Source organism: Sphingomonas faeni, assembly GCF_003053745.1.
GTDB lineage: Bacteria > Pseudomonadota > Alphaproteobacteria > Sphingomonadales > Sphingomonadaceae > Sphingomonas > Sphingomonas faeni.
The window spans coordinates 186,369-199,887 of record NZ_QAYE01000002.1 but is presented as its reverse complement, the minus strand read 5'-3'; the positions used below and the strand labels follow the sequence as shown (position 1 = coordinate 199,887).

Below are 13,519 nucleotides of genomic sequence, written 5' to 3'. Positions count from 1 at the left end.
CATGCGCTGGGGGATCGTCGGCTTCGGCTGGGTCGCACGCGACTATATGGCGCCCGGCATCGCCGCGGCAGGCGGGACGCTCGTCGCGATCGCCGACCCCTCGCCGATGGCCCAGGCCAGCGCGATGTCCGGCGGAATCCTCGCGTATGATACCGCCGAGGCGATGCTGGCCGATGCCGCGCTCGACTGTCTCTACGTCGCCACGCCCAACAATCTCCACGCCGACCCGGTCCGCGCGGCCGTTGCGGCGGGCGTGCCGGTATTGTGCGAGAAGCCGATCGCCGCGACGCTGGACGATGCCGAAGCCATCGGATCGGTAGTCGCGGGGCACCTCTACGGCACCGCGTTCGACCAGCGCCATCACCCTGCACATCGCGCGATGGCGCAGGCGATCCGCGACGGCGCCATCGGCCGACCGATCGCGGTACGGATCGTCTATGCCTGCTGGGTCGACCCAAGTTGGTCGCCAGACGATGCGGGCGGCTGCAACTGGCGCGCCGATCCGGCCGCGGCGGGCGGCGGCGCGGTCATCGACCTCGCGCTCCACGGCCTCGATCTCACCACGATGCTAGTCGACGAGCCACTCGCCCGCCTGCATATCGACCTGCAACGGCGCATCCACGACTATCCGGTCGACGATGGCGGCATCCTGTCGGGTCGCACCGCAGGCGGCATCCTGGTCCAGAGCCACGTCGCCTATAACTGCCCCGAAGTCCTGCCCCGCCGTCGCCTCGAGATTCTCGGCGAGGACGGTCTGCTCGTCGCGACCGACACGATGGGCCAGACTGCGGGTGGCACCGTGATCCGCCGTTGCGCACGCACCGGGGAAGAGACCGCCCTGCCCTTCGACGCCGCGCTGTCGCCCTTTGCCGCGCAGGCTGCCGCGTTCGCCGCCGCCGTCCGCGGCGATGCGCATGATTTCTCGATTCACAGGGACCTGTCGCTGATGCGCCTTTTCGACGCCGCCTACACCGAGGCGCGATCATGCCTCTGAGCTGGTACGCCTGCGCGCATTGCGGTTTCTGGCAGCGGCATTTCGCGCCCGCCGATTGTCCGGTGTGCAACGATACGCGCAACGACCTGCCCGAGGATGGCTGGTGTTTCCTCCCCGAACACGACGTCGCCGCAAGCCATGACGGCAGCTGGCGACAGGTGGCGGACGATCTCTGGGCCTTCACCACCACGCCGCATCTCGGACTCGGTGGCACCGGCTGGCTGATCGTGCGAGCGGGCGGCAACATCGCCTTCGAGGCGGCCCCCTATCACTCCCCCGCGATGCTCGAACAGATCGAACGGCTGGGCGGCATACGCTATCTCGCGGCCAGTCACGCGCATGGCTATGGCGCGCTGTTCCAGCTGCAGCGCGACCTGAATCCCGAGATGCTCGCGATCCACAAGGACGACCTCGGCATGACCAAGGCGTTCCGCGTGACAACGCCGTATGACGACGTGCTGGAGATCGCGCCGGGCTATACGCTGCATCACGTCGGCGGCCATTACGAAGGCCAGGCCGCGCTCCACGATGCGGTCGGCAGGCGCCTGTTCTGCGGCGACATGTTCAAGATCGACCAGGACGAAGCAGGCGTCAGCCACGCGATCTCGAGTCACAAGGCGTTCCACAAGGACATCCCGCTGACGCATGGCGAGATCCGCCAGTATCGAAACGTGATCGCACCGCTGGCGTTCGATGCCGTCCTGACCCCGTTCGAATATGCCCCCGAAGTCGGTCGCGATGTCGCCGTCGCCGTGCTCGACGAGGCGCTGTCCCGCGCGCCGGGCGTGAAGAGGATCCCGCTATGACCCGCACCATCACCGGCCTGCCCGAGAAGCTCGGCGCAGCCTGCCACCTCTATCTCGACGCGTTTCCTGCCGGCGACATCGTCGCGTTTCCGATCGACGGCATCGACCGTGTCGGTATCCCGGTCTGGGTGGTAGCGCTGTTCCCGGGGACTCCGGACCTCGACGGCATCATGCCGTACGGCGTCGGCTATGGTGCGGCCGACGAAGCTGCGATCCTGGGGGCGCTAGGCGAGATCGCCGAGATGGTCTGGCCGACGCTCACCCTGTCGGCGCGCGGCAAGACGCACGGCAGCTATGCCGACCTCGTCCGCGAACGCGGCGCGCGCGGGATCGCCGATCCGCTGACGCTGTGCCTGCCCGCAGGATCCCCGGTCGACCGCAATACGCCGCTCGACTGGGTCGAGGCCAGGCGGTGGGCGGACGGCTCCAGCGTCCTCGTGCCGATCGACCTCGCCGCCTATTCCGCCAAGGAACTGGCGCCCGGCTACGTGCCGTTCACGACGATCATCTCGAACGGGATGGGCGCGGGGCCGGACCTCGACTGGGCGATCGGCCACGGATTGTGCGAGATCCTCCAACGCGACGGCAACGGTCTGCTGTTCCGCGCGCTCGACCGCGGCGTCGCCATCGACCTGCCCGAAAGCCTGCCCGCCGAGATCGGCGACCTGATCAACCGGTTCGCCGCCGCCGACGTCTGCGTGATCCCCAAATTCGCGACCGACGAATTCGGCCTCGCCAACGTCTATTGCGTCGGTGTCGATGCGCGCGAACCCGCGGTGCCGATCATGGCGACGGCGTGCGGCGAGGCAGCGCATCCCGACGCGGTGCAGGCGCTGGCCAAGGCAATCGCCGAATACGCGGCCAGCCGCGCCCGCAAAGCGTTCGCGCACGGCCCGATGGCGCTCGCCGAGACGATCGCGCCACCCGGCTATATCGACCGGTTCATGGCGCAGGCCGGCGGTGCCGCCAAGTCGAGCGACAGCCGCGCGTTTTCGGAAATGCAGCGCTGGACCGATGTCGACGCAGCGACGCTGCGGGACTGGCTCGCCGGCACGATGCTCGCCGAACGCAGCCGCCGCGATTTTGAGGACTTGCCGCGCGCGGATGTTCCCGATGCTCGGGCTCGCGGACACCTCGCGAGAGAGGCCGTCGAGGCGGCGGGGTTCGACATTCTTTACGTCGACATGTCCCCCGCCGATGCCAGCGTCGCGGTCGTCAAGGTGATCGTGCCCGGCATGGAGGTGGAGACGATGAGCTATTACCGGATCGGCGAGCGCAACGCCGCCAAGCTGGTCGCGCTCGACAGCGCGCTGGTCAGCTTCGGCGGCGAGGAAAGCGCGACCCGCCGACCCGTCCGCCTCACCGAGGATGCAGTCGCGCGGCTTGGTGGACAGCCGTTCTTCGATACAGCACTGGCGGACGAAATCGTCGGCCCGCTCTATCCGCTTTACCGCGAACCCGAAGCACATCACGTCGCCTGGTCCGAACAGAGCCTTGAGACGGAGGCAGCACGATGACGCTGCGGTTCGCCTACAACACCAACGGTGCGGCCAACCACCGGCTCGACGACGCGCTGCACCTGATCGCCGACGCGGGTTACGACGGCGTCGCGCTTACCCTCGATCACCACCATCTGGACCCGTTTGCCGACGACTGGGCGCATGAGGCGGAGCGTGTCGGCACGCTGCTGCGGTCGCTCGGGCTCGGGTCTGTGATCGAGACCGGCGCGCGCTATCTGCTCGACCCGCGCGACAAGCATGAACCGACGCTTGTTACGGCCGATCCCGAGGGGCGCGATCGTCGCGTTGCTTTCCTCGCCCGCGCGCTGGAGGTTGCGGCAATCCTAAACGCCGAGACCGTGTCGTTCTGGGCCGGCGTACCGAAGCCCGGCGTACGCCACACCGACGCGCTCGACTGGCTAGATGCGGGGCTCGGCAAGGTCGTCGAGCATGCGGCGCGCGCAGGCATCCCCGTCAGCTTGGAGCCCGAGCCCGGCATGCTGATCGAGACCGTAGCGGACTATGCGCGGCTCGCGATTCACCACCCGGACCTGCGGCTAGCGCTCGACACCGGGCACTGCCTCGTCACGCAGGATATCGCCCCCGACGCCGCGGTGCACGCCTATGCCGATCGTCTCGGCACCGTCGCGGTCGAGGACATGCGCCGCAGCGACCATACGCACCTCCCGTTCGGTCAGGGCGACATGGACATCCCCGCCATCCTCACCGCGCTGGAATCGATCGGCTTCGACAAGCTGGTCTGCGTCGAACTGTCGCGCGAGAGTCCCCGCGCGCATCAGGCCATTCCGGAATCGATCGCCTATCTCCGGGCGGCATTGTCCTGATGCGGATATGCTTCGTCTCGCGCCGCTTTTTCCCGGCAATCTCGGGAATGTCGATCTACGCGATCAACCTGTTGCGGCAACTCGTTGCGGCGGGCCACGACGTGACGATGATCAGCCAATATTACGGCGATCCGGCACGCGCTCGCGTCTATGGCGGCGGCCCACCGCCACCGGTACCGGGCGTGCGCGTCGTTGGCCTCGAAGCGCTGGGCGAACAGGATGGCGGCGATTTCGAGCGCGATATCGACGCAATCGTCGAGGCTATCGCACGCGATCATGCCGTGAACCCGTTCGACATGCTCCACGCGCAATATGGCTATCCGACCGGCTGGGCGACGATGATCGCGGCCCACCGCCTCGGCCTGCCCTGCGTCGTGTCGATTCAGGGCGGCGACGGGCATTGGGTCGGTTCATGCTGCGAGACGCACCGCCTCGCGATGGTCCGCGTGCTCGATCATGCCGGCGCGCTGCTGATCGGCGGTAATAGTTTCGCAGGCGAAGTCCACGACCGGCTCGGCACCCCGCTCGACCGGTTCACGATCGTTCCGGGGGCCGTCGATACCGACCATTTCACGCCGGCATCGAAGGCAGGGCCCGAAGGTCCGGTCCGCCTGCTCTATCACGGCCGCGTCGACCGCCGCAAAGGCGTGCTCGACTTGCTCAAGGCGCTGCCGGACGTGCGCGGCGACTGGCACGCAACCATTTCCGGCATCGGCCCGGACGTCGACCCGGCGCAGGCGCTCGCGACCGAGCTCGGGCTGACCGACCGCGTGACGTTCAGCGGCTATGCGGATTATGACGCGGTCCCCGAACTCTACCGCGCGCACGACGTGTTCGTTTCGCCGACCTATGCCGAGGGGTTCTCGAACACCATCCTCGAGGCGATGGCGTGTGGCCTCGCGGTCGTCTCATGCCACGCCGTCGGCGTCGTCGACTGCGTCCGCGACGACGAGAATGGCCTGCTGACCGATCCCGGCGACGCGCCTGCGCTGGCGGCCTCGCTGACCCGCGTCATTACCGATACGAGCCTGCGCACGCGCTTGGCGACTGCCGCGCTGGAAGAATGCCGCCGGGTGTATAGTTGGGACGCGGTCGGGCAACAGATCGTCGGGATCTACCGCGACCTGCGTAACCAGCCGCAAGCCGCCTTCGACACCGATCTGCCGATTACGCCCTGCCGTTTTCGCAGCGAACCGCATCTACTGTGAGCGACCGGTGAAGCTGCTCGCAATATCGCCGCATCTGGACGATGCAGCCTTCTCCGCCGGCGGGCTGCTGGCGTCGCGCGTCGACCAGGGCTGGGACGTCACCGTCGCCACCTGCTTCACCGGCAACGTCGCGCAGCCGACCGGGTTCGCGCTCGCGTGCCAGCTCGACAAGGGCCTGGACGCAGACGTGGATTACATGGCGCTGCGCCGTGCCGAGGATCAAGCGGCATGCGAAGCGCTTGGCGCGCGCGTGACGCATTTGCCGTTCCTGGAGGCGCCGCACCGTGGCTACACCTCGGCAAAGATGCTGTTCGCGGCACGGCTGCCCGACGACCGGATCGTCGACGATGTTGCAGCGGCGCTGGTTGAGCTTCTCGCGGCGGAACGGCCTGATCTCGTCCTCGGACCACTGTGTCTCGGCAACCATGTCGACCATCACGTCGTTCTGGAAGCGATCCGGCGATCCTGTGCCGATCATACTGTACTACTGTGGGAAGACTGGCCTTATGCCGATCGCGAAGACCGCGTTGCCGCCATGCCCGCGGTGATCGAACACCTAACGCCAGAGACACGCGCACGTCGGATCGCCGCCTGTGCCGCGTACACGTCGCAGCTTGGCTTCCAGTTCGGTGGGGTTGAGGCGATGACCGAGCGGACCGAGCGGATCGTCGAGGAACGTTTTTACCCCCTTCACGCGTTCTGATCGACCGGCCAACACCGCCGCGCGTCCCCTATTCCAAGCAGAGCCATTATCATGACCGAAGTTTCCGTCGTCACCCTAGGCAAGGGGCGTCCCGACCATCTCGTCAACGTCGTCCGCGGGCTGATGCGCCAGACGCTTATGCCGACCGAGTTGATCGTGGCAGTAATGCAGGACGAGCTGTACGACCTGCCCAAGGCGCCGTTCCCGATCCGCCAGATGCAGGTGGTGGCCGACGCCCTGCCCCTCGCCTCCGCACGTAACGTCGCGGCCCGCGCAGCGACCGGCGACGTCATCGTTTTTCTCGACATGGATTGCATCCCTACGCCCACGCTGGTCGCCGACTATGCCGGGTTCTTGGACACGTTGGACGGACTGTTGATGGGCGAGGTCCTGTACCTGCCGGGTGGCGCGACCGACGGGGACTGGCAGTATGACCGGTTCGCCGAGATCGCGGTGAAGCACTCGGACCGTCGCGGCCCCCCGCCGCAGGGCATCGAGATCTGCACCGACTATCGCTGTTTCTGGTCGCTCAATTTCGCGATGCGGCGGACGACGTTCCTCGATCTTGGCGGCTTCGACGAGCGCTATGTCGGCTATGGCGGCGAGGATACCGATTTCGGCAAGGCGCTCGACGAGGCCGGCGTGCCGATCGCGTGGATCAAGGGCGGTCTGGCGTATCACCAATATCATCCGCACCACATGCCGCCGGTGCACCATCTCGACAGCGTCGTGCGCAACGCGGAGCTGTTCGAGACCAAATGGGGCTATCGGACGATGGGCCATTGGCTCCAGGCGTTCCGCCTGATGGGGCTGATCGACCCCACTGCGGGTCGGCCGATCCGTATTTTGCGGCGTCCGGATGCCGCCGATCTCGCGCTAACCGGGCAGCAGAGCCACCAGCCCTATGCCAATACCGCGACCGTCATCCGATTACTCGAAGACCGATTGGCGGCAAGCGAGAGAGCCGCGGCCGCCGAATGAAGATCGCGGTCCTCTGCCATGTCCGCCAGCCTATAGCGCAGCCGTTTGCCGGCGGAATGGAATCGCAATGCTGGCATCTGGCGGCGGGTCTCCAGGCGCGCGGTCATGACGTGGTACTGTTCGCGTCGAGGGACAGCGATCCGCGCTTCATGATCGATGCCGTGATCCCGGAGCATTACGAACGCACCTTTCCGGGCGCCGAGCACCGCGGTTTCGCGCCGCTGATCGCGCATCTCGACGATGGCTATGCCGCCGCCTGCGACCGGATCGCCGCCGGTGGTTTCGACGTGGTGCACAATAACAGCCTGCACCGCTTTCCGCTCGAGCCGGCGCGGACCGCGGCGGTTCCGACCGTCACGTCGCTGCACGTCCCGCCCTATGACGCGCTCCGCTGGTTCGTGCACGCCAGCATCGCGCCGACGCACCGCCTGACCGCGACCTCGGCACACCAGCTCGCCGCCTGGTGGCCGGACGGCCCGCCACGCGAAGCCTCGGTATTGCATAACGGCATCGACCCCGCCGCATGGCCGTTCGTCGCGCAAGGCGACGGCAGCGCGGTTTGGTGCGGCAGGATGACGCCGGACAAGGCGCCGCATCTCGCAGCGCAGGCAGCACGGATTGCCGGCGTCCCAATTACGCTGTTCGGACCGATCGAGGATCGCGACTATTGGGACACCGACGTCGCCCCGCTGCTGGACGGCAGCATCCGATATGGCGGGCATCTGGATGCATCGGCGCTGGCGGCGGAGATGGGGCACGCCTCGGTGTTCGTGTTTACACCGTGCTGGGACGAACCATTCGGCTTGGTCGCGGTCGAGGCGATGGCCTGCGGTCTGCCGGTGGCGGCGTTCGACCGCGGCGCCTTACGGGAAGTCGTCGGCGAGACAGGGTGTTTCGCGCCGCCCGGTGATGTTCCGGCGCTCGCCGACGCGATCACTGCGGCCGTCCAACGGCCCCGCGGCCCGCAACGCGATCGAGTCGAGACGGCCTTTACCCGTGATCGATGGCTCGATCGATGCGAGGACCTTTACCGTGACGTACTCGGTCATGAACAAGGGGAGCGGGCATGACGGCCAGCGACCATCTGGGAGAGCAGCGCACGTTGCTCACGGCATTATACCGGACGCATGTCGCGCCTGGTTCTCGCTATGCGCTGGTCGACTTTCCGGATCATGCGAACGTCGGCGACAGCGCGATCTGGCTCGGCGAACTCGCCATGCTGCGGCAGGTGACGGGGCACGGTCCGTGTTACGTCTCGACCTGGCACGATTTCGATGTCGATGCCTTTCGTAGCGCCTGTCCCGACGGCATCCTGTTCCTGCATGGCGGCGGAAACCTCGGCGACATCTGGCCGCACCACCAGCGGTTCCGTGAGGATATCCTGGCACGTGTCCGCGATCGACCGGTCGTGCAGCTACCGCAGTCAATCCATTTTCGCGTGCCATCAGAGGTAGATCGGTTCGCCGCGCTCGTCGCCGACCATCCGGATTTCGTCCTGTACGTTCGCGATACGCGCAGCCTGGACTTCGCACGCCAGCACCTGAACTGCCCGTCGCACCTCGCACCGGACTCGGCCTATGCGCTAGGCGAGCAATCGCGCAACGCGGCGCAATGCGACGTGCTGATGCTGATGCGCACCGACGACGAGCGGCAAGGCTATACGATACCGTCGGCCGATCCAGCGACCGTCGTCGACTGGCTGGAAGATGACGCCGATCTGCCGGTCGGAGTCGACGCCAAAGCACGCGAAGCCCAAGCCGTCGCCCGCGTCGACCGTGGACTGCGGTTGCTCGCCCAAGGCCGGGTCGTCGTGACGGACCGACTCCACGGTCACATCCTCGCCGACCTGCTCGGCATTCCGCACGTGGTTCTCGACAACGACTACGGCAAGATCGCCGCATATCTCGACGCCTGGCCTGCCCCGGACGCAATCGTGAGGAGGGCCTCGACGATCGAACACGCCATGGTTCTTGCCAAGCAGCGCGTCGGCGCGCGGTGATTGCCGCCATCGACGTCAGCCTGCTCGTCTGCACGCGCAATCGCGCTAGCTCGCTGGCGGCTATGCTAGAGTCCGTGGAGTGCGCGGCAGCGTATGCCAGAAACACGACCGTGGAGGTCGTCCTGGTCGACAACGGCTCGGTCGACAGCACGCCGCAGCGACTAACGGAATGGCGCTCGCGACAGACTTTCCCGGTCCACCTCGTCCACGAACCGCATCCTGGGCTCGCCCGCGCGCGCAATACCGGGCTTGCGCGCTGCACCGGGCGCATCGTCGCGATGACGGACGACGACTGTGTTCTGCACCAAGACTATTTCGCCGCCGTCTGTGCCGCGTTCGTACGAGCCAGCGGGCCAGCGATCATCGGCGGTCGCATCCTGCTCGGCAACCCGGCCGATCTCCCCGTCACGATCAAGCTCGAGGACCATCCCATGGTCGTGCCGTCGCGCGGGTTTCCGGGCGGGTTCATCATGGGGGCAAATCTGGCGTTCACCGCGGATGTCCTCCGGTTGACGGGACGCTTCGACGAACGGTTCGGGGCCGGAGCCCCGTTCATTTCCGCCGAGGATACGGATTTCCTGTTCCGTGCAGCGGGCCTCGGCGTTGCGGTGCTTTACGATCCCCTGATGGTCGTCGATCATCATCACGGGCGCCGTGATATCGACGACGAAACCCGGTTGCTGGCGGGATATAGCTTTGGCGATGGTGCCTTGTACGCCAAGTATTTCGTCTCCGACCGACGCGCGCTTCGCGCCATCGTCGAGGATATTCTTGCCGTTCGCTTCGACTGGACGCGGCCTGTGAAGACGCATGCCGGCATCAAGCGGTTCTACTGGTTCCGGCTGCGCCATAAGGCCCGGGGCTTCGCCTACTTCTGGTGGATAGCCCTCCGGCGAAACATGTCACGTTTCATCCGATAAACCGCTGTATCTGCTGTTCTTTCGTCCACGATTCACCATATTCGGACCATGGGCGGACGTGTCAAGCGGATGGCAGGACTATTGGAGGCGGAGGCGCGGACGATCGCTGCCGAAGATGCCGGGCGATGCGGGCTGTGCGAGCGGCCCTTGGGGCGAAAGGTGGAATGGCATCACCGCATTCCGAAAAGCCGGGGTGGTACAGAGGTCATCCCGGTTCATCCGATCTGTCACCGTATCATCCATGCCAGCGTCTCGAATCAGGATCTGGCGACGGAGTTCGCGGACCTCGATGTCTTGAAAGCACGCCCGGATATCAGTCGCTTCTTGCGCTGGATCGCCGACAAGCCCGCGGATTTTCACGCCCCCACCCGCCCCGCCGATATCCGCTGAGTACACCGGCCTCGACGATCGATCGGTCATCATCAACGGACTTCGACGTAGGCGGCACTTAACGATCGGAGGACCGTTCCTTCAGCGACCCGAACAGCAGGACGCTTTCCATGACCGATGATCCGCGCACCAGCCACCCGACGAGCTTCCCTGGTGAACCGCAGCAGCCGCGCCCCGGGCTTGTCTCCAACATGAAGACCAAGCCCGACCACGGCGAGGAAAGCTATGTCGGCAAGGAGCTGCTGAAGGGGAAGGTCGCGCTCATCACCGGCGGTGATTCCGGCATCGGCAAGGCGGTGGCTATCGCCTATGCACGTGAAGGCGCGGACGTCGCGATCTCGTACCTCGCCGTCGAGCAGGTGGATGCCGACGATACTCGCGCCTGGGTGGAAAAGGCTGGACAGCGATGCGTCTTGCTGCCGGGCGACATTCGCGACCGGGATCACTGCGTCACGCTGGTCGAGCGCACCGTCAGCGACCTTGGCGGGATCGATATATTGGTCAACAACGCCGCAGCGCAGACGATGAACGAGGATCTGGACAGCATCGACGACGACGAGATGCAGGGCGCCTTCGCGGCCAACGTGTTCGCGATGATCCGTCTGGCGAAGGCCGCGGCACCGCACATGAAGCCGGGGTCCGCGATCGTGAACACCACCAGCGAGCAGGCCAAGGTCGCGACCAAGAGCATGATCGTCTACGCCGCGACCAAGGGCGCTATCTCCAGCCTGACGGTTGGGCTGTCCAATCTGCTCATTGCGAAGGGCATCCGCGTCAACGCCGTGGCGCCGGGCCCGATCTGGACCCCCATCCAGCCCATCGCGAAGTCGCCGGGGGAACTGGAAAAACTCGGCCAGGATACGCCGCTCGGTCGCGCAGGTCAGCCGGCCGAACTTGCTCCGGCGTATGTCCTCCTAGCGTCGTCGGAGGGAAGCTACATGACCGGTGCAGTGATTGCGGTCACCGGTGGCGTGCCGATCAACTGACGAACGAACGGGCGCTTCGGCGCCCGTTCATCGTCGGCCTAAGAGTTCGCCACTTCGACGCGCCGCGCCGCGCGCGCATGCTCTTTCGTGAAATCGCCCACACCGCGGTCAGTGTGGCACAACCGATCCCAGTGGCGGAAATACAGGCCGTAGTTGCAGCCATAGAGTTCGTGGTGCCGCTGGTGATGGCTGGCCGTGATCAGCCACCCGCCCAAGGGCCCCGACCACATGAAACGCGGGAAGATCTCCCATCCCATGTGGTTCGTGACCCCCATCACCGTCATGATCGTCAGCACGATGCCCAGACCAGCGATATGGATCGGAACGAAGAACACCAGCAACGGAATGACCACCGCGCCCGTCAACGCTTCGATCGGGTGAAACGCCATCGCAGCCCATGCCGTCGGCGGGCGGCTAGCATGATGCAGCGCGTGCGCCAGCTTGAACGGTTTGGGACGATGCATCCAGCGATGCGTCCAGTAGAACCAGGCATCGTGCAGCAGCAGGTACAGGAAAACCGAGACAGGCAGGTACCAGAGCGGATAGGCGTGGATGTCAGAATATACCTTGGTCCAGCCATGATGCTGCCATCCCCAGGCGACGATGCCCGCGGGGATCCCGTAGAGCGCTGCGGACGCGAGGCTCCAAACGATCTCGCGGCGGACCTGCGGGTCCAGCCCGAGGTAGAGCCCCGGATGCTTGCGGACCGTGATCCAAGCGAACGCGCCCGACACGAGGAGATAGCGAACGCCGACGATGACGGTCATCGCGACGGCGGAGAGGATGATGGCGAGCGTCATGCTTGATCCTCGACGACTCTGCGATCGCCGGCTCGCCCGGCAAGAGCACGGCGACGCGACGGAAGCCCCCACCACGGCGTTCCCGGCGAGAGATGATGCTCGTGATGATAACCGCCGAAGTGGAAGCAAGTCAGCAGCGACACTATCGGGCCAACGTCGATACTGTGCGCGCGGTGGGCGTCGGCAAAAGGAGTCTCGCGCTCCCGGTGCGGCAACCACGTCCCGAACACGAATAACTGTGCCACCGCACCCAGGGCTGGCAATGCCCAGAAGATGACGATGTTGCCGAGCGGTGCCCCGAGCAGCAGCGTATAGATCAGCGCCACCACGGTTATCCGGATGATCTGCCCGTGGGAATAATAGGTCTTGAAGAACTGCAGGAACCAGCCGCCGAGACTGGGGTCGCCAGCGTGAAAATCGGGGTCCCCCGCTCGTCCGGTTTCCTTGTGATGCAGATGATGCTGCGGCAACAGCGACGCGTAAGACAGGCAGGCATAGAGCGAGAGACAGGTCGCGCCGATCGCCCGGTTCAACCGTGGTCGATCGGGCGCCAGCGCGCCGTGCATTGAATCATGCGCGACGATGAACAGTCCGGTACTCAGCCAAGTCTGTACGATGACCATCACGATGGCTAGAGGAATTGTATCCAGGCCCCAACGCCAGAAGAAAATGCCGATTATGTGGATCGCCAGCCACGCCGCTACGATCGCGGCGGACAGCGAAACGCCGACACGGGTCTGATGCCGCAGGGCCTCCGATTGGCGAACCGTCACGCTCACTTCTTTGCGTCTGCCGAGACGAGGTTTCCGGCTTTGTCAGCACGTACCGCGCGTCGCTGCGGATCGGCGTTAGCGCGCAGCTGTGCCTTCAGCACCGCAGGCTTGCGCGCGAACAAGAATCCGTGGCTGACGGTACCGTCCTTGCCCTCTACCGCATGGTGCAGGCGATGTGCCTGCAGCAGGCGCTTGAAATACCCCTGCTTGGGCACCCAGCGGAAGCCGCCGCGCTGATGCACCAGCATGTCGTGCACGAAGGCATAGATGCCGCCGTACACGGTGATGCCGAGCGCTGCCCACCATAACGGCTCCCACCAGAGGCCGACGACGAACAACACGATCGGCACGATCGCGAAGACGACCGCATACAGGTCGTTTTTTTCAAACCAGCCCTCGTGATCTTCGTGATGCGACTTGTGCCAGCCCCAGCCCCAGCCGTGCATGACGTAGCGATGCGCTGCCCACGCGAAGCACTCCATGAACAACACCATGAAGACGACGATCGCGAGTTTCTCGAACCAGGTCACTTTGCGCGATCGCACGAATTGACGGTGGACGGGTGCAGCGAATTCAGCATGATGGACACATAACCGTTACCCGCCGGCTATGCGA

General features: G+C 65.6%; 15 protein-coding genes. 12 read left to right on the top strand and 3 right to left on the bottom strand.

Features of this window, described 5'->3' with window-relative positions:
* The first annotated feature begins 1 nt into the window (after window position 1).
* The 12 genes from C8J25_RS05660 (at window position 2) to C8J25_RS05605 (ending at window position 11,331) form a co-directional block, all read left to right on the top strand.
* Window positions 2-994 carry a Gfo/Idh/MocA family protein gene (locus C8J25_RS05660; protein WP_107953033.1) on the top strand — a complete coding sequence of 331 codons (993 nt, stop codon included), beginning with the start codon at window positions 2-4 and terminating at the stop codon, window positions 992-994.
* Window positions 985-1,800, top strand: a complete 816-nt coding sequence (locus C8J25_RS05655; protein ID WP_107953031.1) for an MBL fold metallo-hydrolase — start codon at window positions 985-987, stop codon at window positions 1,798-1,800. Before C8J25_RS05660 ends, C8J25_RS05655 begins: the two co-directional genes overlap by 10 nt.
* Complete coding sequence (locus tag C8J25_RS05650) at window positions 1,797-3,317, top strand: YcaO-like family protein (RefSeq protein ID WP_107953029.1); 1,521 nt, start codon at window positions 1,797-1,799, stop codon at window positions 3,315-3,317. The genes C8J25_RS05655 and C8J25_RS05650 overlap by 4 nt, the downstream gene beginning before the upstream one ends.
* Window positions 3,314-4,144: a sugar phosphate isomerase/epimerase family protein gene (locus C8J25_RS05645; protein ID WP_107953028.1), complete on the top strand. Its 831-nt coding sequence runs from the start codon at window positions 3,314-3,316 to the stop codon at window positions 4,142-4,144. Before C8J25_RS05650 ends, C8J25_RS05645 begins: the two co-directional genes overlap by 4 nt.
* Window positions 4,144-5,352, top strand: coding sequence for a glycosyltransferase family 4 protein (locus C8J25_RS05640; protein WP_107953025.1), 1,209 nt, complete (start codon window positions 4,144-4,146; stop codon window positions 5,350-5,352). Before C8J25_RS05645 ends, C8J25_RS05640 begins: the two co-directional genes overlap by 1 nt.
* A 7-nt stretch (window positions 5,353-5,359) precedes the next feature.
* A complete protein-coding gene (locus tag C8J25_RS05635) occupies window positions 5,360-6,055 on the top strand; it encodes a PIG-L deacetylase family protein (RefSeq protein WP_107953023.1) in 696 nt (231 codons plus the stop codon).
* 51 nt (window positions 6,056-6,106) lie between these two features.
* Entirely contained in the window at window positions 6,107-7,036 is a 930-nt protein-coding gene (locus C8J25_RS05630) for a galactosyltransferase-related protein (RefSeq protein WP_107953021.1), read from the top strand.
* Window positions 7,033-8,106 (top strand): glycosyltransferase, encoded by a 1,074-nt coding sequence (locus C8J25_RS05625; protein WP_107953019.1) that lies wholly within the window; start codon window positions 7,033-7,035, stop codon window positions 8,104-8,106. The genes C8J25_RS05630 and C8J25_RS05625 overlap by 4 nt, the downstream gene beginning before the upstream one ends.
* Complete coding sequence (locus tag C8J25_RS05620; RefSeq protein ID WP_107953017.1) at window positions 8,103-9,035, top strand: polysaccharide pyruvyl transferase family protein; 933 nt, start codon at window positions 8,103-8,105, stop codon at window positions 9,033-9,035. The genes C8J25_RS05625 and C8J25_RS05620 overlap by 4 nt, the downstream gene beginning before the upstream one ends.
* Window positions 9,032-9,955: a glycosyltransferase family 2 protein gene (locus C8J25_RS05615; protein WP_279628728.1), complete on the top strand. Its 924-nt coding sequence runs from the start codon at window positions 9,032-9,034 to the stop codon at window positions 9,953-9,955. Before C8J25_RS05620 ends, C8J25_RS05615 begins: the two co-directional genes overlap by 4 nt.
* Window positions 9,956-10,024: 69 nt before the next feature.
* Complete coding sequence (locus C8J25_RS05610; protein WP_107953390.1) at window positions 10,025-10,345, top strand: HNH endonuclease; 321 nt, start codon at window positions 10,025-10,027, stop codon at window positions 10,343-10,345.
* A gap of 110 nt (window positions 10,346-10,455) precedes the next feature.
* Complete coding sequence (locus tag C8J25_RS05605) at window positions 10,456-11,331, top strand: SDR family oxidoreductase (RefSeq protein WP_107953015.1); 876 nt, start codon at window positions 10,456-10,458, stop codon at window positions 11,329-11,331.
* A 38-nt stretch (window positions 11,332-11,369) separates the two neighbouring features.
* Here C8J25_RS05605 and C8J25_RS05600 read toward each other — a convergent pair whose 3' ends face one another.
* The 3 genes from C8J25_RS05600 to C8J25_RS05590 are packed head-to-tail and all read right to left on the bottom strand — an operon-like array spanning window position 11,370 to window position 13,434.
* A complete protein-coding gene (locus C8J25_RS05600; protein ID WP_107953013.1) occupies window positions 11,370-12,131 on the bottom strand; it encodes a sterol desaturase family protein in 762 nt (253 codons plus the stop codon).
* Window positions 12,128-12,904, bottom strand: a complete 777-nt coding sequence (locus tag C8J25_RS05595; protein ID WP_244186806.1) for a fatty acid desaturase — start codon at window positions 12,902-12,904, stop codon at window positions 12,128-12,130. Before C8J25_RS05595 ends, C8J25_RS05600 begins: the two co-directional genes overlap by 4 nt.
* 2 nt (window positions 12,905-12,906) lie before the next feature.
* Window positions 12,907-13,434 carry a sterol desaturase family protein gene (locus C8J25_RS05590; protein WP_107953011.1) on the bottom strand — a complete coding sequence of 176 codons (528 nt, stop codon included), beginning with the start codon at window positions 13,432-13,434 and terminating at the stop codon, window positions 12,907-12,909.
* Between the last annotated feature and the right edge of the window lie 85 nt (window positions 13,435-13,519).

Coding starts and splice junctions, on each gene's coding strand:
- C8J25_RS05660 (WP_107953033.1), top strand. CDS start 2: ATGCGCTGGGGGATCGTCGGCTTCGGCTGGGTCGCACGCGACTATATG.
- C8J25_RS05605 (WP_107953015.1), top strand. CDS start 10,456: ATGACCGATGATCCGCGCACCAGCCACCCGACGAGCTTCCCTGGTGAA.
- C8J25_RS05625 (WP_107953019.1), top strand. CDS start 7,033: ATGAAGATCGCGGTCCTCTGCCATGTCCGCCAGCCTATAGCGCAGCCG.
- C8J25_RS05600 (WP_107953013.1), bottom strand. CDS start 12,131: ATGACGCTCGCCATCATCCTCTCCGCCGTCGCGATGACCGTCATCGTC.
- C8J25_RS05655 (WP_107953031.1), top strand. CDS start 985: ATGCCTCTGAGCTGGTACGCCTGCGCGCATTGCGGTTTCTGGCAGCGG.
- C8J25_RS05620 (WP_107953017.1), top strand. CDS start 8,103: ATGACGGCCAGCGACCATCTGGGAGAGCAGCGCACGTTGCTCACGGCA.
- C8J25_RS05645 (WP_107953028.1), top strand. CDS start 3,314: ATGACGCTGCGGTTCGCCTACAACACCAACGGTGCGGCCAACCACCGG.
- C8J25_RS05650 (WP_107953029.1), top strand. CDS start 1,797: ATGACCCGCACCATCACCGGCCTGCCCGAGAAGCTCGGCGCAGCCTGC.
- C8J25_RS05630 (WP_107953021.1), top strand. CDS start 6,107: ATGACCGAAGTTTCCGTCGTCACCCTAGGCAAGGGGCGTCCCGACCAT.
- C8J25_RS05610 (WP_107953390.1), top strand. CDS start 10,025: ATGGCAGGACTATTGGAGGCGGAGGCGCGGACGATCGCTGCCGAAGAT.
- C8J25_RS05640 (WP_107953025.1), top strand. CDS start 4,144: ATGCGGATATGCTTCGTCTCGCGCCGCTTTTTCCCGGCAATCTCGGGA.